This window comes from Lentibacillus sp., assembly GCF_035301925.1.
GTDB lineage: Bacteria > Bacillota > Bacilli > Bacillales > Amphibacillaceae > Lentibacillus.
The window spans coordinates 19752-41222 of the sequence record NZ_DATGTI010000036.1 but is presented as its reverse complement, the minus strand read 5'-3'; the positions used below and the strand labels follow the sequence as shown (position 1 = coordinate 41222).

General features: G+C 42.0%; 23 protein-coding genes, 2 pseudogenes and 1 riboswitch. Of the genes and pseudogenes, 14 read left to right on the top strand and 11 right to left on the bottom strand.

Annotated features, from left to right (window positions below; all coding sequences use genetic code 11):
* From VK080_RS03280 to VK080_RS03265, 4 genes and pseudogenes are all read right to left on the bottom strand, one after another.
* Nucleotides 1-607 (bottom strand): patatin-like phospholipase family protein (locus VK080_RS03280; protein WP_324223362.1); only part of this gene is annotated, 607 nt, incomplete at its 3' end.
* Between the two features lie 165 nt (nucleotides 608-772).
* Nucleotides 773-1192: a transcriptional regulator MntR gene (gene mntR, locus VK080_RS03275; protein ID WP_324223361.1), complete on the bottom strand. Its 420-nt coding sequence runs from the start codon at nucleotides 1190-1192 to the stop codon at nucleotides 773-775.
* Between the two features lie 273 nt (nucleotides 1193-1465).
* Nucleotides 1466-3229 (bottom strand): annotated as a pseudogene (locus VK080_RS03270) (vitamin B12-dependent ribonucleotide reductase); the annotation flags it as partial.
* A 310-nt stretch (nucleotides 3230-3539) separates the two neighbouring features.
* Nucleotides 3540-4331, bottom strand: a pseudogene (locus tag VK080_RS03265) (ribonucleotide reductase N-terminal alpha domain-containing protein); the annotation flags it as partial.
* Nucleotides 4332-4766: 435 nt separating this feature from the next.
* Between VK080_RS03265 and VK080_RS03260 the strand changes: the two are divergent.
* Nucleotides 4767-5138: a rhodanese-like domain-containing protein gene (locus tag VK080_RS03260; protein WP_324223360.1), complete on the top strand. Its 372-nt coding sequence runs from the start codon at nucleotides 4767-4769 to the stop codon at nucleotides 5136-5138.
* Nucleotides 5139-5236: 98 nt separating this feature from the next.
* On the opposite strand, the gene gcvPB is transcribed toward VK080_RS03260, so the two are convergent.
* The 3 genes from gcvPB to gcvT are packed head-to-tail and all read right to left on the bottom strand — an operon-like array spanning nucleotide 5237 to nucleotide 9156.
* Nucleotides 5237-6694, bottom strand: coding sequence for an aminomethyl-transferring glycine dehydrogenase subunit GcvPB (gene gcvPB / locus VK080_RS03255; RefSeq protein WP_324223359.1), 1458 nt, complete (start codon nucleotides 6692-6694; stop codon nucleotides 5237-5239).
* On the bottom strand, nucleotides 6687-8036 hold the full coding sequence (gene gcvPA, locus VK080_RS03250; RefSeq protein ID WP_324223358.1) for an aminomethyl-transferring glycine dehydrogenase subunit GcvPA: 1350 nt from the start codon (nucleotides 8034-8036) through the stop codon (nucleotides 6687-6689). Before gcvPA ends, gcvPB begins: the two co-directional genes overlap by 8 nt.
* A 13-nt stretch (nucleotides 8037-8049) precedes the next feature.
* On the bottom strand, nucleotides 8050-9156 hold the full coding sequence (gene gcvT, locus VK080_RS03245) for a glycine cleavage system aminomethyltransferase GcvT (protein WP_324223357.1): 1107 nt from the start codon (nucleotides 9154-9156) through the stop codon (nucleotides 8050-8052).
* Between the two features lie 188 nt (nucleotides 9157-9344).
* Nucleotides 9345-9442, bottom strand: a riboswitch (glycine riboswitch).
* Between the two features lie 132 nt (nucleotides 9443-9574).
* On the opposite strand from gcvT, the gene VK080_RS03240 reads away from it, so the two are divergent.
* Together VK080_RS03240 and VK080_RS03235 are read left to right on the top strand one after the other, a co-directional pair.
* Entirely contained in the window at nucleotides 9575-11233 is a 1659-nt protein-coding gene (locus tag VK080_RS03240) for a DEAD/DEAH box helicase (RefSeq protein WP_324223356.1), read from the top strand.
* Complete coding sequence (locus VK080_RS03235) at nucleotides 11223-11993, top strand: YqhG family protein (RefSeq protein WP_324223355.1); 771 nt, start codon at nucleotides 11223-11225, stop codon at nucleotides 11991-11993. The genes VK080_RS03240 and VK080_RS03235 overlap by 11 nt, the downstream gene beginning before the upstream one ends.
* 35 nt (nucleotides 11994-12028) lie before the next feature.
* Here VK080_RS03235 and VK080_RS03230 read toward each other — a convergent pair whose 3' ends face one another.
* Together VK080_RS03230 and VK080_RS03225 are read right to left on the bottom strand one after the other, a co-directional pair.
* The gene (locus tag VK080_RS03230) at nucleotides 12029-12208 is read right to left on the bottom strand and encodes a YqzE family protein (protein ID WP_324223354.1); all 180 of its coding nucleotides are present in this window, start codon (nucleotides 12206-12208) and stop codon (nucleotides 12029-12031) included.
* Nucleotides 12209-12274: 66 nt separating this feature from the next.
* A complete protein-coding gene (locus VK080_RS03225; protein ID WP_324223353.1) occupies nucleotides 12275-12766 on the bottom strand; it encodes a shikimate kinase in 492 nt (163 codons plus the stop codon).
* Nucleotides 12767-12868: 102 nt separating this feature from the next.
* On the opposite strand from VK080_RS03225, the gene comGA reads away from it, so the two are divergent.
* The 10 genes from comGA (at nucleotide 12869) to VK080_RS03175 (ending at nucleotide 18134) form a co-directional block, all read left to right on the top strand.
* Nucleotides 12869-13651 carry a competence type IV pilus ATPase ComGA gene (comGA, locus tag VK080_RS03220; protein WP_324223352.1) on the top strand — a complete coding sequence of 261 codons (783 nt, stop codon included), beginning with the start codon at nucleotides 12869-12871 and terminating at the stop codon, nucleotides 13649-13651.
* Between the two features lie 26 nt (nucleotides 13652-13677).
* A complete protein-coding gene (locus VK080_RS03215; protein ID WP_324223351.1) occupies nucleotides 13678-13884 on the top strand; it encodes a hypothetical protein in 207 nt (68 codons plus the stop codon).
* Complete coding sequence (gene comGB / locus VK080_RS03210; RefSeq protein WP_324223350.1) at nucleotides 13841-14896, top strand: competence type IV pilus assembly protein ComGB; 1056 nt, start codon at nucleotides 13841-13843, stop codon at nucleotides 14894-14896. The genes VK080_RS03215 and comGB overlap by 44 nt, the downstream gene beginning before the upstream one ends.
* Nucleotides 14897-14912: 16 nt before the next feature.
* Entirely contained in the window at nucleotides 14913-15215 is a 303-nt protein-coding gene (gene comGC / locus VK080_RS03205) for a competence type IV pilus major pilin ComGC (RefSeq protein ID WP_324223349.1), read from the top strand.
* A 4-nt stretch (nucleotides 15216-15219) separates the two neighbouring features.
* Nucleotides 15220-15642, top strand: coding sequence for a competence type IV pilus minor pilin ComGD (gene comGD, locus VK080_RS03200; RefSeq protein WP_324223348.1), 423 nt, complete (start codon nucleotides 15220-15222; stop codon nucleotides 15640-15642).
* Nucleotides 15632-15973, top strand: a complete 342-nt coding sequence (locus VK080_RS03195; RefSeq protein ID WP_324223347.1) for a prepilin-type N-terminal cleavage/methylation domain-containing protein — start codon at nucleotides 15632-15634, stop codon at nucleotides 15971-15973. The genes comGD and VK080_RS03195 overlap by 11 nt, the downstream gene beginning before the upstream one ends.
* Nucleotides 15927-16370, top strand: a complete 444-nt coding sequence (locus VK080_RS03190; protein WP_324223346.1) for a ComGF family competence protein — start codon at nucleotides 15927-15929, stop codon at nucleotides 16368-16370. The genes VK080_RS03195 and VK080_RS03190 overlap by 47 nt, the downstream gene beginning before the upstream one ends.
* Nucleotides 16342-16716 carry a competence type IV pilus minor pilin ComGG gene (gene comGG, locus VK080_RS03185; protein WP_324223345.1) on the top strand — a complete coding sequence of 125 codons (375 nt, stop codon included), beginning with the start codon at nucleotides 16342-16344 and terminating at the stop codon, nucleotides 16714-16716. Before VK080_RS03190 ends, comGG begins: the two co-directional genes overlap by 29 nt.
* 129 nt (nucleotides 16717-16845) lie before the next feature.
* The gene (locus VK080_RS03180) at nucleotides 16846-17544 is read left to right on the top strand and encodes a helix-turn-helix transcriptional regulator (RefSeq protein WP_324223344.1); all 699 of its coding nucleotides are present in this window, start codon (nucleotides 16846-16848) and stop codon (nucleotides 17542-17544) included.
* 347 nt (nucleotides 17545-17891) lie between these two features.
* Nucleotides 17892-18134, top strand: a complete 243-nt coding sequence (locus tag VK080_RS03175; RefSeq protein ID WP_324223343.1) for a DUF2626 domain-containing protein — start codon at nucleotides 17892-17894, stop codon at nucleotides 18132-18134.
* Between the two features lie 224 nt (nucleotides 18135-18358).
* Here VK080_RS03175 and VK080_RS03170 read toward each other — a convergent pair whose 3' ends face one another.
* Nucleotides 18359-18982: an MBL fold metallo-hydrolase gene (locus VK080_RS03170; RefSeq protein ID WP_324223342.1), complete on the bottom strand. Its 624-nt coding sequence runs from the start codon at nucleotides 18980-18982 to the stop codon at nucleotides 18359-18361.
* Between the two features lie 153 nt (nucleotides 18983-19135).
* On the opposite strand from VK080_RS03170, the gene VK080_RS03165 reads away from it, so the two are divergent.
* Nucleotides 19136-19303, top strand: a complete 168-nt coding sequence (locus tag VK080_RS03165; protein WP_324223341.1) for a DUF2759 family protein — start codon at nucleotides 19136-19138, stop codon at nucleotides 19301-19303.
* Between the two features lie 94 nt (nucleotides 19304-19397).
* On the opposite strand, the gene VK080_RS03160 is transcribed toward VK080_RS03165, so the two are convergent.
* A complete protein-coding gene (locus VK080_RS03160; protein WP_324223340.1) occupies nucleotides 19398-21338 on the bottom strand; it encodes an LTA synthase family protein in 1941 nt (646 codons plus the stop codon).
* Between the last annotated feature and the right edge of the window lie 133 nt (nucleotides 21339-21471).

Genomic DNA, 21471 nt, shown 5'->3' with positions numbered 1-21471 from the left:
GATTGCTCCCATCTTTAAAGACCCATAATGGAAAATTACTCAATAATCCCCCATCAACGATCAGACTTTTTCTGTTCGTTTTGCCGGGTATTTTTTTGGGCATAAAAAAATATGGAAAACCCGCACTCATCCTTATCGCTTTTGCAACTGGAAAGTAATTAGGGTTTAAACCATATATCCTGTTCAGATCGTCTGGAATGACGACGAGCTTGCCAAGTGTTATGTCACTGACAACCACTTTCAGATAACCTGGTTTCAGATCATAAAAGGTATATATCATTTTCCGTGCCAATTGTTTGTGGATCCAATTTTCAAGTTGATGGCCTTTATACAGACCGAGCTGAAAATAAAGATTCAGCCATTTGGAAAATGGAATGCGTGTCGTCCACTTGGGAGGGTCCATAAGTTTTTTTGTATCCAGATCCTCCACTAATTCATCTATTTCACCAGTTTGATAGCCGGCTGCCAAAAAAGATGCAATAATAGCTCCTGCAGAGGATCCGGCCACTCGCTCAAACGTATGATTGTGCTTCGAAATCTGCTGTAACGCCCCAAGGAATGCATATGCTTTCACACCGCCGCCTGAAAATACACCATCAATTTTCATCTGTTCTCTCCCCGCTGTGTCTTTTATCCCGCCAGTCAGCCTGATCCTCGGTTAAATATTTGATACCGTCATCTAACAATCCGAGGAACGTTTGCCCCGACGGATTTAGGCCGCTTTATATATATTTAAGACCATACCAGGGAAAATAGAACTTAAAGTATCGGATCACTTTTCATTTGTTTGGATTAAACTTTGCAGATCATCGATGCGTTTATTGTCAGCTTTAAAATATTGTACCAGATCGCCAATTCTGTCGATGGAATTCCAGCTGAGATGGTGCTCGATTCCTTCTACGTCTTCATATATCTTATCATTGTCAACACCAATGACCTCAAGAAACTCTTCCAGCAATTCATGGCGATAGACAAGCCGTTCACCAAGCTTTTCGCCTTTGGACGTCAAAATGAATCCACGATACTTCTCATAATTTAGATAACCGTCTTTGTCCAGTTTCTGAACCATTTTCGTAACAGATGATGGATGCACCAGCAAAGCTTCGGCGATATCGGAAACACGAGCATAGCCCTTTGATTCCATCAGATTATGAATTTGTTCAATATAATCCTCCATACTTGGTGTTGGCATCGTATCACTCATTTCATCGAATAATTTTTTAGTCAGTGCAAAATTGTTTCTTTTTAAATGATACAGGAAATATCATGTCAGGACAAGTTTTACGGCATTTAAAAGAGGAACCGGCCTTGCCATGGTTCCTCTCGAAATGCCACTCTTACTGCCCATAACTGTCCGATTCATTCGGGCCTGCACGATGCAGGTCACAAAGGCGTTGCAACACAATGTTGTTGCTTAGTCTTTATTCCTTTTCATCAATGGGCGTAATAGAATCCCCACTAAGATTTATAATCCGCACTTGAGCTGGGCACCGCAGCTTGTACACGTATTGCAGCCACCGATATCTTCAATGCTGCCTTTCCGGCATACCGGACAGGTGTCGCCTACTTCCGAGCCAATCGTAACATTCGTTTTGTCCAATTCCTGTATCGTATCCATCAGGACGACTTTCGGCTTTTCATCTTCAAAAAGCTCTGTCTGTTCACCAAAGGCGTTTTCTTCTGCTTTCAGGGTTAATACCTGGGTGTCGCGGCTTCCATCAACATAAACCGTTCCACCTTTAGCACCGCCGTTATATAATCTGCGGTAGACACTTTCCACCTGATCAACTGTATAGCCTTTTGGTGCGTTCACCGTTTTTGAGATGGAACTGTCCACCCATCGCTGAATGACACATTGTGTATCTGCGTGTTCTTCCGGTGTTAAATCCATAGCTGATACGAACCACTCCGGAAGATGTTCCGAATCCTTTTCGGGATGGCTATCCAAATATTCTTGTACAATATCGGCATTGACTTCAATAAATTTGCCTAACCGGCCACTTCTGAAATAGGAAAAGGAAAAATATGGTTCCAATCCTGTGCTGACACCAGCCATGGTACCGGTGGATCCAGTCGGCGCTACCGTCAGCAGATGCGAGTTACGGATACCGTATTTACGAATGTTCGCTTTGATATCTTCCGGCATTTTCTTCATATAGCCGGTATTAACGAAAGCTTCACGCAAGCTTCTTGTTTCCTCATCGGTTTCTCCGACAAGAAACGGAAAGCTTCCTTTCTCTTTTGCCAATTCAATTGATTCACGATAGGCAGTCGTTGCAATTGTTTCAAATATCTCACCAACCAGTTTATTGCCTTCAACTGAACCGTATTTTGTTTCGCAATAAATCAGTAAATCATGCAGTCCCATGACCCCAAGGCCGATACGGCGTTCACCAAGTGCCTGTTTCTTGTTTTCTTCCAGGAAATACGGCGTTGCATCAATCACATTATCCTGCATGCGCACCCCTGTTCTGACCGTTTGTTTAAGTTTCTCATAATCAACAGTCTTTGTCTGCTTGTCAGCCATCTGCGCTAAGTTGACAGCTGCAAGGTTGCAGACGGAATAAGGTGCAAGTGGTTGTTCTCCACAAGGATTGGTTGCAACGACTTGGTCGCCATAGGCCTGGGCATTTGTCATTTCATTGGCATTGTCAATAAAGAAAATACCTGGTTCCGCCGAATAAGTCGCGCAGATGTTAATCAAGTTCCATAATTCTTTTGCCTTGATCCGGCGATAAACCCGGACACCATAGCCCATCTCTTCCCATTTCCGGACATCACCGACTTCATGCCACTGCTCATTGTATGCCTTCATTTCTTCTTCCGTATAATTCTCAACGTCAGGAAAGCGCAGTTCGTACATATCGTCATTTTCGACGGCTTCCATGAAGTCCTTTGTGATACAGACCGAAATGTTGGCACCGGTTAAAAATTCCGGATTATGAACATCATATGTTCCGCCGGCAGCCAGTTTTTGTTCTGCTTCTCGAATCGCGGCCTGGGTAAATCCGCCTTGTCCCGGCATTGACCGGTAATTGAGTATGCCCTGATAAAGGTCAACCTCGGTTTCCGTAAGTGGTGTGAATTTTAGCTTTTCTTGTGCCAACTGCTTAATCTGTTCATCTTCTGTGTTTTCAATCAGATATCGCAAAATCCGCGGATTCTGCATTTTTGAGATAATGAACTCAATAATGTCAGGGTGCGAATCGACTAACATAATCATTTGAGCCAATTTGTTACGTTGATTCGTTACATCAACTCTCCAGGTCACCCTGGAGTTCAGACCATATCTTACACATTATAAAATGTGCCCTCGCGCTTCGAAATCACTTGATTTCTACTCTACTCACTTACGTTTTCACGTGCTTTCGATGGTCGTTGAACCTTCTTCTATACGAAGCTTGGCTGCTGGTTGTCTTTCTCCACTTGTTGTTTTTTTGCTTTCACGCTTACCGTTTCCAGTTACGTTGTAGCCAACAAGTCATAAAAGAGTTCCCAGCAATTCACGAGGTTTATTTATAGACGAGGCACTTCTGTTTACCACGTCTTGATCCGCCTTGTTCTACAAGATGGGTCAGTTTGGCGATATCATCGAGCCATGAGACGGATCCGGATGATTTGCCGTTCACACCTCTTGCCAGTGTATTGCGCGGTCTTAGTGTCGAACCGTTTGTCCCGACACCCCCGCCGCGTGACATGATCTCCATCACTTGCTTGCGGTGATCGGATATGCCTTCCCTTGAATCCTTAATATAAGGCATGACGTAGCAGTTAAAATACGTGACATCCGTATCAGCTCCTGCCCCATAAAGAACACGGCCTGCCGGAATGAAGTTCATGCTGCTCAATTCCTGGTTGAATGTCTCATACCATTCATCCCGTTTTTCTTTCGTTGTCTCAACATTTGCCAGACCTGTCGCATTCCGCTTGGCAATTTGCTCATAATAAATTTCCAGCGGCTTATCAATCACATCAAGCGATCGTCTGACAACCCCTGTGGATTCCTCTTCATCATCAAGGACAGTTACAAACTCTGAATCTACCTCTACCACCGCTTCCTTATTATCCCAGTCAATAGATTTGACAAACCCGAGACCACGAGCCGGAAATTTGGGGTCGGCCTTGACGGTTAATACGACAAAATCCCCTGCTTTAAGCGTCACTTTACTGGTATCCTTAAAGGCATACCGGTCAAGCATAACCAGCCGCGACACACCTTTATGGGTTATTTGCATATCATTCGTAATCGGGTGTACTTGCGGGAAGCGTTTAATGTCTTCATTTAATGCCTCCACATTAATGCCAAGCCGGTTTTTAACAGCCGTCGACATATTGGATTCACTCCTTTAGCCATTTATGTATGAAGTTTTTTAATGAATATGCTATTATTAACATACCACATTTCAAACAAATAAAACAATATATAGTATATAAATTTTAAAAACAATACAATATATGGATTTCAGAACAAATAAAATACTGTTTGTCAATCACAGGAAAGCACTAATATATCAAGAAAGAAAAAGCAAATTCAAGCTAACTACTAAAAAGATAGCTTTTTTAACCTTTTTTCAAATTTTGTATTCAGCAGGAAATACCAAAAGTTCGACAAAATACCGGCTGATCAGTGCTGACCCCCTCTTAGACGGTAGTAATTCAATCAAAAATCACTCGCTTTTCCTGCCGGTAAGAAAAATACTTTGAAAAATAATCAAAACCCCCATATAATAGACATTGGAAAGAATCAGATTTGCGGGGGATTCGTAATGGAAATTTTAATCATAGTGGCAGTAGCTCTTTTAACAGTAGGTGTTTTCCGGTATTTCAGACAAAAAAGCTTCCTGAAGACATTAACTGAGGACCAGTTCCGGGAAGGCTACCGAAAAGCACAGCTGATTGACGTACGTGAACCGAATGAATTTGACAAAGGGCATATTCTTGGTGCAAGAAATATTCCGTTGACCCAAATGAAACAACGGCTTGTGGAACTTAGAAAAGATAAACCAGTCTACCTGTACTGCCAGGGTAGTTCAAGATCAGCAAGAGCTGCTCAGCTTCTCCATAAAAAAGGCTATGAAGATATCAGCCAGCTCAAAGGCGGATTTAAAAAATGGACAGGAAAAATTAAATCTAAATAACTTATGTCAGCTGAAACAAAAATATGGACGGGATTCTTACCCGTCCATATTTTTATTTAACAGTTTTATTTAACAGCTCCATCAAGCAAATAGCGTGTCTATTTTTGATAACGTAGGATTGGTTTTCTTGCAGCCGTTGTTTCGTCCATACGTTTGACAACCGTATTATGCGGCGCCTCCTGAACCAATTCGGGCTCATTTTTTACTTCTTCGGAAATTTGCAGCATAGCATCGATGAAACCATCCAATGTTTCTTTTGACTCGGTTTCAGTTGGCTCCGTCATCATCGCTTCTTCCACATTCAGCGGGAAGTAAATGGTCGGTGGATGGTAACCGTAATCCAGCAGCCGCTTGGCAATATCCAGTGTACGGACACCCAACTGTTTTTGTTTTTTCCCTGACAGGACAAATTCATGCTTGCAATGCTGCTGATATGGTAATACATACTCTGTTTCCAGCCTGCGCATCAAATAATTTGCATTCAACACCGCATATTCACTTACCTTCTTAAGTCCTTCAGCCCCCATTGTACGGATGTACGTGTATGCTCGCAGATTAATGCCAAAATTGCCGTAGTAAGGTTTTACACGGCCGATGGATGAAGGACGATCATAATCAAACGTATATTCATCACCTTTTTTAACAAGCAGTGGTTTTGGCAGATAAGGGGCGATTTCACGCGTGACACCGACTGGTCCCGAACCCGGTCCACCACCGCCATGCGGGCCTGTAAACGTTTTGTGCAAATTCAAATGAACAACATCAAAACCCATGTCACCCGGTCTGGCAAAGCCCATGATAGCATTCAGGTTTGCCCCGTCATAGTAAAGCCTGCCGCCCGCATTATGAACAATCTCAGCCATTTCCATAATATCGGTTTCGAACAGTCCTAATGTATTTGGATTTGTGAGCATAAGTGCTGCCGTCTCATTATCCACAACACGTTTTAAATCTTCGAGATCGACCAGCCCGTTTTCATTTGTTTTAACGGTAACCGGGTCAAACCCTGCAACCGTCACAGAGGCCGGATTCGTACCATGGGCAGAATCAGGCACGATCACTTTTGTGCGGCTGTAATCACCGTTTGCCTCATGAAATGCCCGGATCATCATCAGACCGGTCCATTCACCCTGTGCACCGGCAGCCGGCTGCAGCGAAACTTCATGCATACCGGTTAATTCAGCCAGTGATGATTGCAGATCATACATCATTTCCATGGCGCCTTGCACAGTTTTCGGATCCTGATGGGGATGAATATGACTGAATCCATCAAGTCTCGCTGCATCTTCATTGATTTTCGGGTTATATTTCATGGTACAGGAACCGAGCGGATAGAAGCCCGAATCCACGCCATAATTACGCCTCGACAACGCCGTGTAATGACGCATAATATCCAACTCACTGACTTCAGGTAAATCAGGCGCCTCGGTACGAACATAGGAATCGTCAAATTCATTGTCCAAATCGGCTTCCGGAACATCCATTTCCGGCAAACTGTAACTAGTTCTTCCCTCTTTACCACGTTCGAAAATTAACGGAAAGTCTGTCTTAGCCATGAATATCCCCCAATTCTTTTACAAACGTATCAATTTCTTCTTTTGTACGGTTTTCAGTGACAGCCACCAGCATATGTCCTTCCAATTCCGGATATGCCAATCCGAGATCATAGCCGCCAATAATGCCGGCTTCCAAAAGCTTATCATTGATACTTGCAATATCTTCCGACAGTTTAATCACCAGTTCATTGAAAAATGGACCCGTGAAAACGGCCGGCATGCCCGCGGCTTCTAATTGCTGTTTGGCATAACGTGCTTTTTGCATATTCAGGACAGCCATTTTCCGCAGGCCATACTTTCCGATCGAACTCATGGCCACCGAACTGGCCAGCGCGTTCAAAGCCTGGTTGGAACAGATATTGGATGTGGCTTTGTCACGTCTTATATGCTGTTCTCTTGCCTGCAGTGTCAGCACAAACCCACGCTCGCCATTCTCATCTGTTGTTTGTCCGACCAGACGTCCGGGAACTTTGCGTTTTAGCTTATCGGTTGTCGCAAAATAACCGCAATGCGGCCCGCCGAATTGAGCCGGTATACCAAACACTTGGGTGTCGCCGGTAACAATATCGGCACCAAAATCGCCTGGCGGGGTTAAATATCCTAATGCCAAAGGGTTGCTGGAAACAATAAACATTGTTTTTTTCTGCTTCCGGATGATCGCATTTACTTTATCTAACGGTTCAATCTGACCGAAAAAGTTCGGATACTGGACAACAACACTTGCTGTATTTTCATCCATTGCACTTTCCAGCTGGTCCAGATTGGTTATGCCATTGTCAGATTCAATTTCAACGACCTCGAGGTTTTGTGCCCTGGCATACGTTTGAATGACTGCTCTGGATTCCGGATGGACCGTTTTGGATACGATAATTTTATTGCGTTTCGTCTGTCCGGCACTTAATGTGACACCCTCAGCCAATGCCGTTCCGCCGTCATACATCGAAGAATTGGCAACTTCCATTCCCGTCAATTCACAAATCATTGTCTGAAACTCAAATATCGCCTGCAATTCCCCCTGAGAAATTTCCGGCTGATATGGTGTATAAGCCGTGTAAAATTCAGATCGTGAAATGACATGATCGACGACGGATGGAATATAGTGATCATAGACACCTGCACCAAGGAATGAGCTGTATTCCTTCAAATTGGCATTTTTTCCCGCCATCCTTGCCAGTTCTTTCATCAATGCCGCTTCATTCGCCGGCTTTTTCAGGTTTAATTCCCCTTTGAATCTGACATCCTCCGGGATATCCGCAAAAAGAGCTTCCGTCGACTCCACACCAATCGTATCAAGCATTTCCTGTTTATCCGATTCAGTCATCGGCAAATAACGAAATTCCATATGAACCTCCCCCTCATTGTTCACGTTTATAAAATGGTGTTTTAACAACGAGCGCCTTTAGTTTCCGTTTACGCACCTGCACATATAATTCTGTGCCAAGATCAGCATATGCACTGTTCACAAGTGCCAGGCCGACATTTTTTTGCAGTGATGGTGATTGTGTTCCGCTTGTTACAAAGCCAATTTCCTCATCACCGCTCAAAACGGTGTAGCCTGTACGTGGAATCCCCTTATCAATCATTTCAATTCCAATAAGCTTTCGGGATGGTCCATTGTCTATTTGCTGTTTCAACGCTTCTTTTCCGATAAAATCAGCATCTTTATTAACTTTCACGGCAAATTTCATACCTGCTTCAACCGGTGAAATTGATTTCGAAAGCTCCTGACCGTATAAAGCCAGGTTTGCTTCAAACCGCAATGTATCGCGAGCTCCAAGCCCTATTGGTTCAAGTCCGTCCGCTTCCCCTGTTTCCAGGATACGGTTCCAGAGATCCCTTCCTTTCGCTGCATCAATGTATATCTCAAAACCATCTTCACCTGTATAGCCTGTACGGGATACAATTGCCCCTGCGTCAATACCGGAAAAATACACGGGATTTTCAAACCGGAAAAATCCAATTTGGCTTAAATCTATGTCCGTCATCCGCTGCAGAATTTTTTCTGCTTCGGGGCCCTGCAGTGCAAGCTGAACATAGTCCGGGGTCACATTTTCAATGGACACATCCCCGTCTTTATGCTCTATCAGCCATTCAAGATCTTTTTCGGTGTTGGCGGCATTGACAACGAGTAAATACTTTTCAGTCTCCAGCATATAGACGATGAAGTCATCGACAGTACCACCGTCCTCATAACACATGAACGTGTATTGGGCGCGCTTGGGCGTTAGTTTGGAAATGTCATTTGTGACAACCTTCTGTAAAAAATCCTGACTGTCTGGACCTTTAACCATTATTTCGCCCATGTGGGAAACATCAAATAGCCCCGCTTTCGTTCTGGTTGTTTCATGTTCGTGCTTAATGCCGCTGAATTGAACAGGCAGTTCCCAGCCGCCAAAATCAACCGTCTTGCCACCCAACTTTTCATATTCAGGAAATAGCGGGGTTCGTTTCAACTCACTCATCCCATCAACTCCTTCTGATATCATTTTTCCATGAAACTTCTGCAGGTGCATACAAAAATAGAGATTCCCCTGCCTTCAGAGAAATCTCTGTCCTTCAACCAGAAAGTTGCACACCTTTGGAAGGGCATCCCTCATCAAAAGTGCTTGCTTCGTGGGTGGTTTACCATCGTAAACACTCTCCAGAGCTGCGTCCTACAAGAGTCTTTTTGCCTGAGAGATTCACAAAAATGTTTGCTCCTTCGGCGTTACTGCGCATGCTTGCAGTAAGCTCTCCCCTTGTATTCATTCGCATTATGATATTCACTGTTTTGGTTATACTATGTATGAATCTGATTGAGTTATCAATGCTACTTGCATTATAGCACATGAACCGTACAAAAAGTAGAGATAATCATAACTTTGTGAAAAGGGGGATAAGATGAATCAGATTGATATTCAGCAAGATTCCAATTTTATCGACGGATTTCAGGAAAGACTGAAAACAGAAGGTCCCTTTTCTTCATGGGAGCTTTTTCAAATGAATTACCAGGCAGCTCTGACAACGATGGTACCATCCTTTGAAGGGTTAAAAGCACTTGATTATCTGCCGCAAATGGATTTTCTGGACCATCAATCATCATGTGCCCGACAAGTCATTGAGGAAATGAATGGTCGTGCTATTTTAGCCGATGAAGTGGGGCTCGGAAAAACAATCGAAGCCGGTCTGATTTTAAAGGAATATATGCTTCGGGGGTTGGTCAAAAAAGCGCTGATCATCGTCCCGGCATCATTGGTCAACCAGTGGGCAAAGGAACTAAACGAAAAATTTTATATACCTGCTGTCACATTCCAAAAAAGTTATCCATGGGACCAATATGACGTGATTATCACATCGATTGATACTGCAAAACGCTCCCCGCATCGTGAACAAATTCTCAAACAGGATTATGATTTCCTCCTGGTTGATGAGGCGCATAAATTAAAAAATCACAAAACGAAAAATTATGCGTTTGTGAAATCTATCAAGAAAACGTATTGTCTCTTGCTGACAGCAACACCGGTACAAAATCGTCTGGTTGAAATCTTTAACCTTGTGTCTATCCTGAAGCCGGGACATTTGGGTGATTATGATACGTTCCTGGAACAATACGGCAAAGATCGTAAAAAACTGAAACAGGATGGCTATTTGAAACAATTAATCCAAAAAGTGATGATCCGCAATACGCGGCAAAACACGAGATTTGATGCAATAAAACGGAACATTGAGACTGTCTGGATTGACTTCACCAATGAAGAACAGGCCGTATATTCACAGCTGGAAAATACCGTTGACGTGTTTCCTGCTTTTTCGAAAATTACGCTGCTTCGGGAACTCTGTTCATCACGGGAGGCATGTTATCTCTCATTGCAAAAAATGATGACGGATGAACCCAGGGAGACGTTAATCAAGCCGATAACCGAAGAAATCGAACAGCTTCCCCAGCATGCCAAAGCCGCCAAGACAGTGGATCTGATTAAGCAGGCCGGAGACGAAAAAGTGATTATCTTTACTGAATACCGGGCAACACAATTCTATCTGCAGTGGTATTTAAAAGAAAACGGCATTACATCGGTTCCGTATCGGGGCGGCTTTAAAAAAGGTAAAAAGGATTGGATGAAACAACTGTTTGAGCACCATGCCCAGGTCCTCATTGCAACTGAAGCCGGCGGGGAAGGTATTAACCTGCAATTTTGCAACCATTTAATCAATTATGACCTCCCCTGGAATCCTATGCGGCTTGAACAGCGTATCGGCAGAATTCACAGGTATGGCCAGGAAAATGATGTCCATATTTACAACATAGCCATTCGCGGAACAATCGAAGAGCACATCATGACGCTGTTGTATGAAAAAATCAACTTATTCGAACAGGTTATTGGCCATTTGGACAGTATTCTCGCCGAACTGAACATAAACGATATAGAGTCCGAGATCCAGACCATTTTTTCGGAATCTGCATCAACCGGTGAAGCCAAAATTAAATTGGATAACCTGTCCTCAGTTATCCAAATGACACATGAAGAAGAAATACAGGAGGAAGAACGGTATGGCAATTAGCAATTTGCATGACTTTTTACAATCCTATTTTGCGGCACATCATTGTGAGCTGCTACACAATGAGAACGGGTTTTTGACTGTACAGTTAACGGAAAAGATGGATCGTGCATTGATGAACCGACCCTTTTACTGGCATTACATCAAGAAGATGGGACATCCTGGTGAACCTAAACAGCTTACATTGATTACAGTTCCAGAAAAAAAGGACGGCAAACACGAATGGATTCATTATGGCAGTCCGCGCATGCACCAGATCATCAATCATCTGCATGAGCATGAAAAATACACAAAACTGTTTGAACAAATCAATACGAATGAGAAGACTGCTTTATATCCCTGGCTTATCACAAATATAAAAATCAGCTATCGGGGGAAACAAAAAAAGGATGAAATGATTTCAATCGGGCTTCATTTGGTGAACGGTGTCATGAAACTGGAAATGATGGATGAACTGCAGCGTAAAAATTTGCAGAATACGATTCCCGACTATTGTTACACGATTTCACCAATGATCAAATTGCAGAGCGGTTTTAAACGAATTGAAAAAGTACTTGAAAGCTATGTTCAGGATCAGGACCACCATTGGGCAGAAGCGTCACGGAAAAAGATGGCGGAAGAAATCGATCTGCTTCGTCATTTCTATAAAGACGAGTCAGAAGAAAGTGACATAAAAAAGGAAATTGATGAAATTAAAGCACGCTACTCCCCTTACATCACGTTTGAAGTTATTAATGGAGGGTTGTTTTATTTGAAGAACTAACCAAACAAAAACAGGCTCAACCTTCAGCGAGCCTGTCAGTTGGTTTTCTTTCTGGCCACTTTAAAAGCAAAAGGTAAAACCCCCAGCCACCGGTTCGAATAGACTGATGGTTTCTCTTTATTTTTCACCTTCTGCTCTTTTTTATCTTCTGCCGGCGTGTCAATATAGGACGTGATCTGCTGGGTCAAATATTTAACATAATCATTAAAAGGCATGAAATCCACCTCACTTATCCAAGTTTGTTGATAGTATTTACCAGTTCAATGAAAATTAATACGCATTCATTTCATGAGGTCAAGTATTTCAGTGACAATGTGTTTTGGTGATTTTTGATCTGTCATAATCGTAACATCAGCTAACGCTGTATAGAGGTTTTTCCGGAACTTATATAATTGACGTTTGCTTGATTTATCTTGGTCCCACAACGGTCTTGACGGATCATTGCCTAATCGCCGCTCAATTTCCGCCAGCGATGTATCCAGGTAGACAACCAGCCCATTATGTTTCATAAACACGCTGTTTTCCTGCCGTTCCACAATCCCGCCACCAGTCGACACTACATAATTTTCCCCGGGTGTCTGCTTCAGCATCTCGCTTTCATAAAGACGAAATTGTTTTTCACCTTCCTGTTGAAAGATGGATGCTATGTCACCATACTTATCAACAATCATTTGATCTGTATCAAGGTATGGAACCTCTAAGGCTTCATGCAGCAGTTTTCCTGCCGTACTTTTTCCGCTTCCCATGAACCCGATTAAATAAATTGTTTTCATGCTTTTCAACCTGCCTTAAAAAATTTTAAAATAATTTCCGAAAAAAAGAAGGAGTTTTATGAAACATGTCGAATATAGTCACATAAAGGAGGTGGGAAATGATTGGACACAGCTTCCAGACTCTCAGAAAAACTACTGCAATCAGCTGTTGACGCAAATGCCTCGGATATCCACTTCTATCCTTTATCTGATCAGGTCAGCATTTACTTCCGCGTATTTGGTAAACGAATGCTTCATAAAACAATTCCTGCCAACCAATACCAGTTACTGCTCACTTACTACAAGTTTACATCAGGAATGGATATTGGGGAAGTCCGTAAACCGCAAGATGGCACCATTATCCATGAACAGCTGAACCAGCGTTATGCACTGCGATTATCCACGCTTCCGGTCAACCATGAAGAAAGCCTGGCCATCCGCATTCTCCCGCAGGAAACCAATCTTACCCTTGATAAGCTTTTTCTTTTTCCGAATCAATTGAAAAAACTGAAGGCATGGATTACCAGCCGCAGTGGCATCATCCTGCTCACAGGACCGACCGGCAGCGGCAAGACGACAACTTTGTACGCATTACTGCAAACCATTCTAACAGAAAAATCCTACCAGACGATCACACTTGAAGACCCGATTGAAAAAGAAATGAGCAATATATTACAGGTACAGGTAAATGAAAAAGCGGGGATTACGTATCAGACCGGCCTGAAAGCTGCCCTAAGGCATGACCCTGATATCATTATGATCGGTGAAATAAGGGACCGGTTTACCGCACAGTTTGCATTTGATGCTTCATTGACCGGCCATCTGGTTTTAAGTACCCTGCATGCCAAAAACGCCGCGGGCACGGTCCATCGATTGGTTGAAATGGGCATAAAATATCAGACCTGAAACAGTCATTGATCGCAGTCGCTGCTTTGGAATTGGTACCGATTGAGATCAATCGTTATATTAAAAGACGTGCTGCCATTATGGAGCTCTTGGATGGCAAACTACTCGAAAATACAATCAATGGCGGGAATTTATTATCCATGGATCAATTCCACACATTTCATCATTTACGAAAGAAGGCATATGCATATGGATTTATCGGAGAAGATTCGATTTTGGAAGCCGGTAAATAATCCTCCTAAAAAAGAGCTGCAATTACGGTTTTTACACCGTCTCTCTCGATTATTGAACAAAGGATACCCCATTATTGAGGCACTTGATATCATACAATGGGACAGGCAGTTGAAACCGATTGCCTCCTCCGTTATCACTTTACTCAAATCCGGCCATCACCTTGACGAGGCACTGGAACACAAGCATTTCAATCAGGTCATTACCACTTATTTGTATTTTGTACGCAACAATGGTGATATCCGGACCAGTCTGGAGAAATGTATTACGATGTTCGAACAGCGTTTGGTTTACATGAAAAAATTTCAGGAAACAGCACGGTATCCAGCTATATTGCTTGTTGTCTTCGCAGTTCTTTTATACTTTGTCAAACAAACGGTCCTCCCCTCGTTTATTGATTTGTTCCAAAACAGTCCTGAGTCAGCTCCAACCCTTATGCTGACAATGGGTTTCATCGATTTCATGATACAATTCGTCATGATTCTGGCACTCATTCTTGGTATCGGGTTTTTGGTATGGCGATTGAATGAGAAAAAATTAAGCATTGACAGGCGGATCAGGTTTTATAATCTGCTTCCGGTTTACCGGCAGTATAAAAAGATGGAAGTCTCATTTTTATTTGCTGCACACATGAGTTCACTATTAACAACAGGGCTGTCCATAAAAAAAATATTGGTGAATATGTCCCAACAGAAAAAACAGCCGATTCTTGCCTACTATGCTTCTTTGCTCACCGCCGAATTATCCAGAGGAATTTATATTACAAATTTACTGGCCAATCTGCCGCTTATCGATAAACAAATTTCTGCCATTTTTCAAAAGAACGCTGATACCGATGCATTGGAAAAAGACTTATCAATTTACGCAGAAATTCAGACCGAGGAAATACACCGGAAAATCATGAAAGCCATCACATATATTCAGCCGATTTTCTTTTCGATATTGGCAAGTCTGATTGTATTTATCTATGTGGCTTTAATGTGGCCGATGTTCCAGTTAATCGAAACAATCTGAAAGGGAGATGAGTCTCATGTTCAAAAACCAGCGGGGCTTCACATTAATCGAAATGCTGATTGTCCTGATGATCATTTCCGTATTGATCATTTTAATCGTTCCCAACCTGAGTGATAAAAGTGAGAATGTATATGACAAAGGGTGCAGTGCTTTAGTGAGTGTTGTACAGGCACAAGTTGATGCCTACCATATTGAAGAACAGGATTACCCTGCCGGACTGGGTGAACTGGAACGTGAGGGTTATATAACGGAGGAGCAAAGAACATGTCCTGATGGCACCGATCTCGATTATGACCCTAGCACTGGCGAGGTTTCATAGCCAAATGACTCATACTAACGGTTTCACCCTGATTGAGGTGCTTTTCGTTCTGGGTGTTTTGTCCGTTCTGGTTTTCCTTAGTGCACCGCTTCAAGTTTCAGTACTGGATAAAAAGACTGAAGAAAGCTTTCTCGAAACACTGGAGATGGATCTATTGTATATGCAAAGCCTATCATATAATTCCAGAACGCACTACCGGCTGACATTCCCTGATCAAGGGCGTTATGTTATTAAAAAAAATCAGGCCACCATCCTGGAACGGAAAGTGCCTGAAGGGTGGAAGATTGATGCCCGAACATTACCGACCGTTTCATTCAATAAAAATGGCACGATCCGGGCACCGGGCACATTAGCCATTAAAACATTATCCGAGCAATATAATCTAATCTGTCCACTAGGGAAAGGACGGTGCTACTTTGAGCAATAGTAAAGGTTTCTCGATGATTGAAGCGCTTGTAGCGGCCAGCCTCCTCATGATGATTATCACAACCTTGATTCCACTCACAAACCTTTTACTTAAAGAGCGGGAAGCACTGCAGCAAAAACGCGCCATCATCAATGAATTGCACCATGACATGCAGCCTTTTTTATGGGATAAACAATTGGATCTCCCCCATCGTCTGCTTAAAACAGTCTATGGATCTGAAGCAAAATTCCGGTTTACCGCTGAAGGCAATTTACTGAAAGGATGTGCAACCTGGGACAATGCCAATGATCGACCGAATCGATTCTGTTTATACGGCTATACGGAAAAATGAAAAAGGGTTTACATTCATTTCAATTTTTTTGACAGTCAGTATTATATTTATGACAATCCCCTTCACCACATATTTAACGAAAACAGTGGATGTCTCCTCCAACTATGATCAGCTGTCGGTGCAGCAATTTTTCTATTTTTTGCGGGATGAAGTGATCAAGGCTTCCGAAATAACGGTTGAGCCATCTAAAATAACGCTTTTACAACCAGATGAGTCACGCGTTTCACTGGAACAATATGAAGATCTGATCGTAAGACAGCTTGATGGTGAAGGTTTTGAAGTATACTTGCGGAATGTCCAGGACGTTCATTTTACACCTTCTGAATTTGGTCTTCTCGCTTCCATAACAACTATAAACGGTGATCAATTTGAAAAACACATTGTCTTTTACAACTGACCAGCAAGGGTTCGTACTTCCATATGTCCTGTTTTTCATTGCTTTGGCGCTCATCATCATGACAGCCAATATCGGTTTATATCAGAACGAAATCCGCATTACAGAAAACCAGACGGAACAATTAAAGATCGAGACATTATTGCAAATGGCCCGGACACAATTTAAGGAAGATGTAGTCGATCAGCCCAATTCAAATCATGCACTGACATATGCGTTCCCTTACGGAGATGTAATTGTTGAGTATACACAACTCAGCGAAAAGAAGTATCATCTGTATTTCACAATCCGGACGGACACTGGCGCTACGCACAATATCATGGACAGGATCACACCTGATTATGAATAAAAATAGCCAATCTGTCTCACCCTATACTTAAACAACAAATTATGTACATTTTTCAACAAATCCATCATTTGAACCATTTTACGGCCATTTTCGATTATAATGACAGTAAATGGCCGTGAGGTGATTCCATTGGAACAAACATTAAGAATAACCAGTGTGCTGAGTGACCCAACCCGATTCAATATTTATCAATACTTGATTAAAGAGCATAAAGAAGTCAACGTTAATACAATAGCAAATGAATTTGATATTCATCCAAATGTGGCACGACTGCATCTGTCAAAGCTGGAAGATATTCATTTGGTGGAGTCCTACTCAGAGAAAACAGGCAGAGGCGGTCGTCCCAGCAGGCTCTATCGGCTGTCAGATGAAGTGGTTGACATGCATTTTCCGCATCGGGACTACAAGTTGTTTTCCTCGATAGCTTTAGAATCGTTTGTTGAATTGGGTGAACCGGGTAGACAGGCATTGTACCAGACAGGGTATAAATATGGTGTTGAAATAGTGGAGCATTATAAGCATATCCCAGCATCCGCGGAACTCAGCATCGAACAAAAGCTTACGATACTCCAAGATGCAAGTACAATGCTTGGTATGTATCCTGAATTTCACTACAATGAAAAAGCAGGCAGTGTTTCTTTCGAGATCAATAACTGCCCTTTCAAGGAGATTGTCAATAAAAATCAAACGATGGTATGCCGCATGCACCATGCATTTTTAAAAGGGATGTTTGAGGCGTTGTTCGATGAGATTGAGTTAATCGAAACGGAAAATATGTTCAGCGGCTGTGAAAATTGCACTTACCTGGCAAAACTTTCAATCGTTTAAGTGCGTGTTCAATATGGATAGTAAAAAAGACCGTCATCGGCTAAGTTCGCGACGTCCTGTCGTAACGCCGATATTAGCTCGTCAATCGCGTCAACGTTCAAGGCGGCGCAGTTTCGAGCACAAGAAAAGCTTCATCGAATTCACTTCGCACGCAGGAAAAGCGTTCTTCTTTTCCAAGGAGCGGGCTTCTCCTGTTTGTGGTGACTTCTGCGCCCGCCACAGGACTTGGGTGGTTTTAGCAGAAGATCCTCTGTTCGATGTGGCAACCCCGTTAGCATGATTCATTTACATTATGCATCGGGTCGTTTATAATAACATTGTAAAGGATACTTAAAGGAGGGGAAAACATGGATCGTATGTTTCGGGTCCTTGCCTTTTGGACAGGTATTTTCACCGTAATGTTTTACGTGGGCGACATGATCAACGTTGCTTTGCTGTTTCTTGTTCAAACGGCTTTTTTCCTGGCAGTAGGCTATCTGAAATTATCTGAACGTATGTATATGTATTTATTCGGGGCTTATTGCACTATATTTTTTATCGGATTCACCTGGTATTCCGAATTTATTTTAGTACCGGGATTTGGGCATTAATCAACAACATAATATTTGATGAAAAACCCTGCCTACATAAAAATTTGCGGGGTTTTTTCATTTATTTGGTTTTTACTATTGACATGTTGTTAACCTGAGGTATATACTAAATTCAGTAGCTTAACTTTTATCCCTAACCAACAAAAGAGCAGAGCACATCCCCCCTAAATGTCAGCCATGATTCATGGCTGACATTTTTATTTATTCTACTGTACATAACACTCTTAAACCGGAAAGAAAGGATTATGCTGCTTTTCATCACCAATGGTTGTCTCCGGTCCATGACCCGGATAAACCGTGTAAGAATCAGGCAACTTATAGAGGGATTGACGTATACTCCGCTCAAGCAGATTGATATCACCGCCTGGCAGATCTGTACGTCCGACACCTTGATAAAACAAGACATCACCACTGATAACAAACTTATCGTCATGGAATATAAAACTGACGCTTCCGGGTGAATGTCCTGGCGTATGAATCACTTCAAAAGATAGTGTGCCAATTTGCATGCTTCCTTGATTCAGTTGGTGTTCTGCAGGTTTTGTAACAATTTCGCTCCCCAAAAGCAATGATGAGCCATTATCTTTCGGATTTTCCAGCCATGATGCCTCATTTTCATGCAGGTAAACACTTACATCATAATACGATCTTAATCGATCAACACCGCCGATGTGATCAAAATGGGCATGTGTTAGCAAGATAGCTCTCGGATTCAGCTTTTCTTCCGTCAAATACTTAATCATAACGTCAGAATCCCCGCCTGGATCAACTATCAGGGCATCCGTTCCGTTATGTACAATATAGCAATTCGTCCCCAGCGGACCTGCAGCCATACCGTTTATCTTCATAAAATCGCCTCCATTTATAAATTGTTGCTGCATTTATATGGATATACCTCGACAAAAATCATTTTATACTATAAAATAAGTATAGAAAACAGTTGATTACATAATAATACAGATAAGTTTCATGGTTATATTCACAAGGAGGATGTGTTTCGAATGGTTTTAGCAATTATATTTTTGTTAGTCGCCTTATTAGCAGTCGTATCAGTTGTACGGCAAATTAAATTTAAAAACTTATTTGCACTTGGCTTTTCAGCAATAGCCGTATTGGTTTTCGGATTCTTTTCGATTGCTACAATCGTTACAGAAATAGGCAATATGTAACCCATGATGCTTTTTTAAATTTACATTTTAGCGTTATCTTTAAAAGTGCAAAAAGCTGATCCGGTCATGACCGGGTCAGCTTTTTTTATTTAATTTACTCATTAGTTGTCGTATCAGTTGTTTCGGAAAAATCCACAAACCGGAACAAATCACCGTAAATAATATTATCAGACAGCTGCAGTTCTTTCTCCACCTTTTGCTTTATTGGCGCGCATGGATCACTTGCCTGGTTTTCAGCCGCGTTATCCGTGTTTTCCTGCCCGGTTTCTTCAGTTTCGACAGGTTCACCGGTCTCCCGGTTATAACAAACACCACTAGTGGAAATATAGTCATTACTGATAAAATCGCCGTTTCTTAATGCGATATAGCCTTTACGGTCTTCACTAAACATGTCATTACCGAAATGGATATCATCTTCATACGATATGCCAAGCAAATTCAGTAATGTCGGCTTCACATCAATCTGACCGGTTACTTCTGACATCACTTTGCCGTCTTCGTGTCCCGGGATATGAATGAACATTGGCACGCGCTGCAATTGAACATGATCATATGGCGTAATTTCGTCTTTATCTAAATACTGACTCATGGCTTTATCATGGTTCTCACTGATGCCATAGTGATCACCCATCATAACAATGATGGAATCTTCATAAAGACCGGATTCTTTTAACTGGTTAAAGAATTGTTCGACTGCCTCATCCATATATCGGACGGTCGGGAAAAAGTTATTCAGGGTAGCTGAATTTGAGTCATATTTATCGATTGAACTGTCTTCTTCACTCAATTCAAACGGAAAATGGTTTGTCAGTGTTATGAACTTAGAATAAAATGGCGCTTCCATTGATTGCAGATACTTAATGGACTGCTCAAAGAATGGTTTATCCTTCAATCCCCATCCGACAGAGTTTTCGTTATTGACTTCATAAGCTTCTTCCCCATAGAAATGATCAACACCTAAACTTTCATACATCTGATCACGGTTCCAGAAGCTCTTATTGTTGGCATGAAAGACAGCTGAATAATAGCCCTCTTCATCCAGAATTTCCGGCATCCCATGATATTCATTGCCGCCATGTGTAAAGAACACGGCTCCCCTCGAAAGTGGATAAAGGGAATTTTCAACAAGGAATTCAGAATCCGAAGTTTTCCCCTGTTGTGTCTGGTGATAGAAATTTTCAAAGTAGTACGTGCTTTCATCATCGACCAGACTGTTCAAAAATGGCGTTATCTCCTCACCGTTAACCTCATTATTAATCACAAAGCTTTGGATGGATTCCAATGAAATGAAGATAACATTTTTGTCCTCGGCTATTCCATACAATGGTGATTGTTCATCACTTTTGACTTCCTCATCAACATATTCAGTTATCTCCGGCAGTTCATTGCCATCAGCAAACACGCGCTGCGTTTTCACCTTGGAGTGAACCGCGGCATCATAAATATGGTAATTGAACAAACCGATGTTTTTAACCAGGTATTCCCGGTCAAATGCACGGGTGAATAACTGCGGACGTTCCATTTCGGCAAGGAAAAAGTTGCCCGCCAGAAGCAGGAATGACATAGCCAGTGCAAATACTTTCCCGCTCTTTTGGTAGCTGACCGACATGACGTCGGATTTCTTTCTGCTCAAGTACCAGATAATGGCAACATCCAGAAAAAGCAGCACGTCGTAAACCTCAATCAGTGTCAGAATACTTGATCCCAAGTCACCCATATTGCTTGCCTGGAACAACTGTGGCACTGTTATAAAATCGTCAAATGAGCGGTAAAAAACAAGGTTAAAATACAGTATCAGTGTTCCGATCAATGCCGTATAACGCAGAAATTTCATCTGCCGTGACTGATTTTTAAACCAGACACTTATGGCGAAAAACAAAAAAGCAGATACAAACGGGTTGATCAACAGGATAAACTCCTGCATATTGTTTTCCAATTCCAGGTTGAACGCAAAGCGGTACAGTATATACGTTTTCATACCGAATAGCAATGATGCAATAATATATAACGGCATTTTGAACTGTTTAAAGTCCATCTTTCGTTCCTCCCAATTTTTTACATTTTTGGGTATGATTATGAATTTATATTATTTCCTTAAATTCCCTGCTTGCTATTTAAAGCATAACTACTCTATATATGACGTTTTTATTCGATAAAAAGTTTCATAG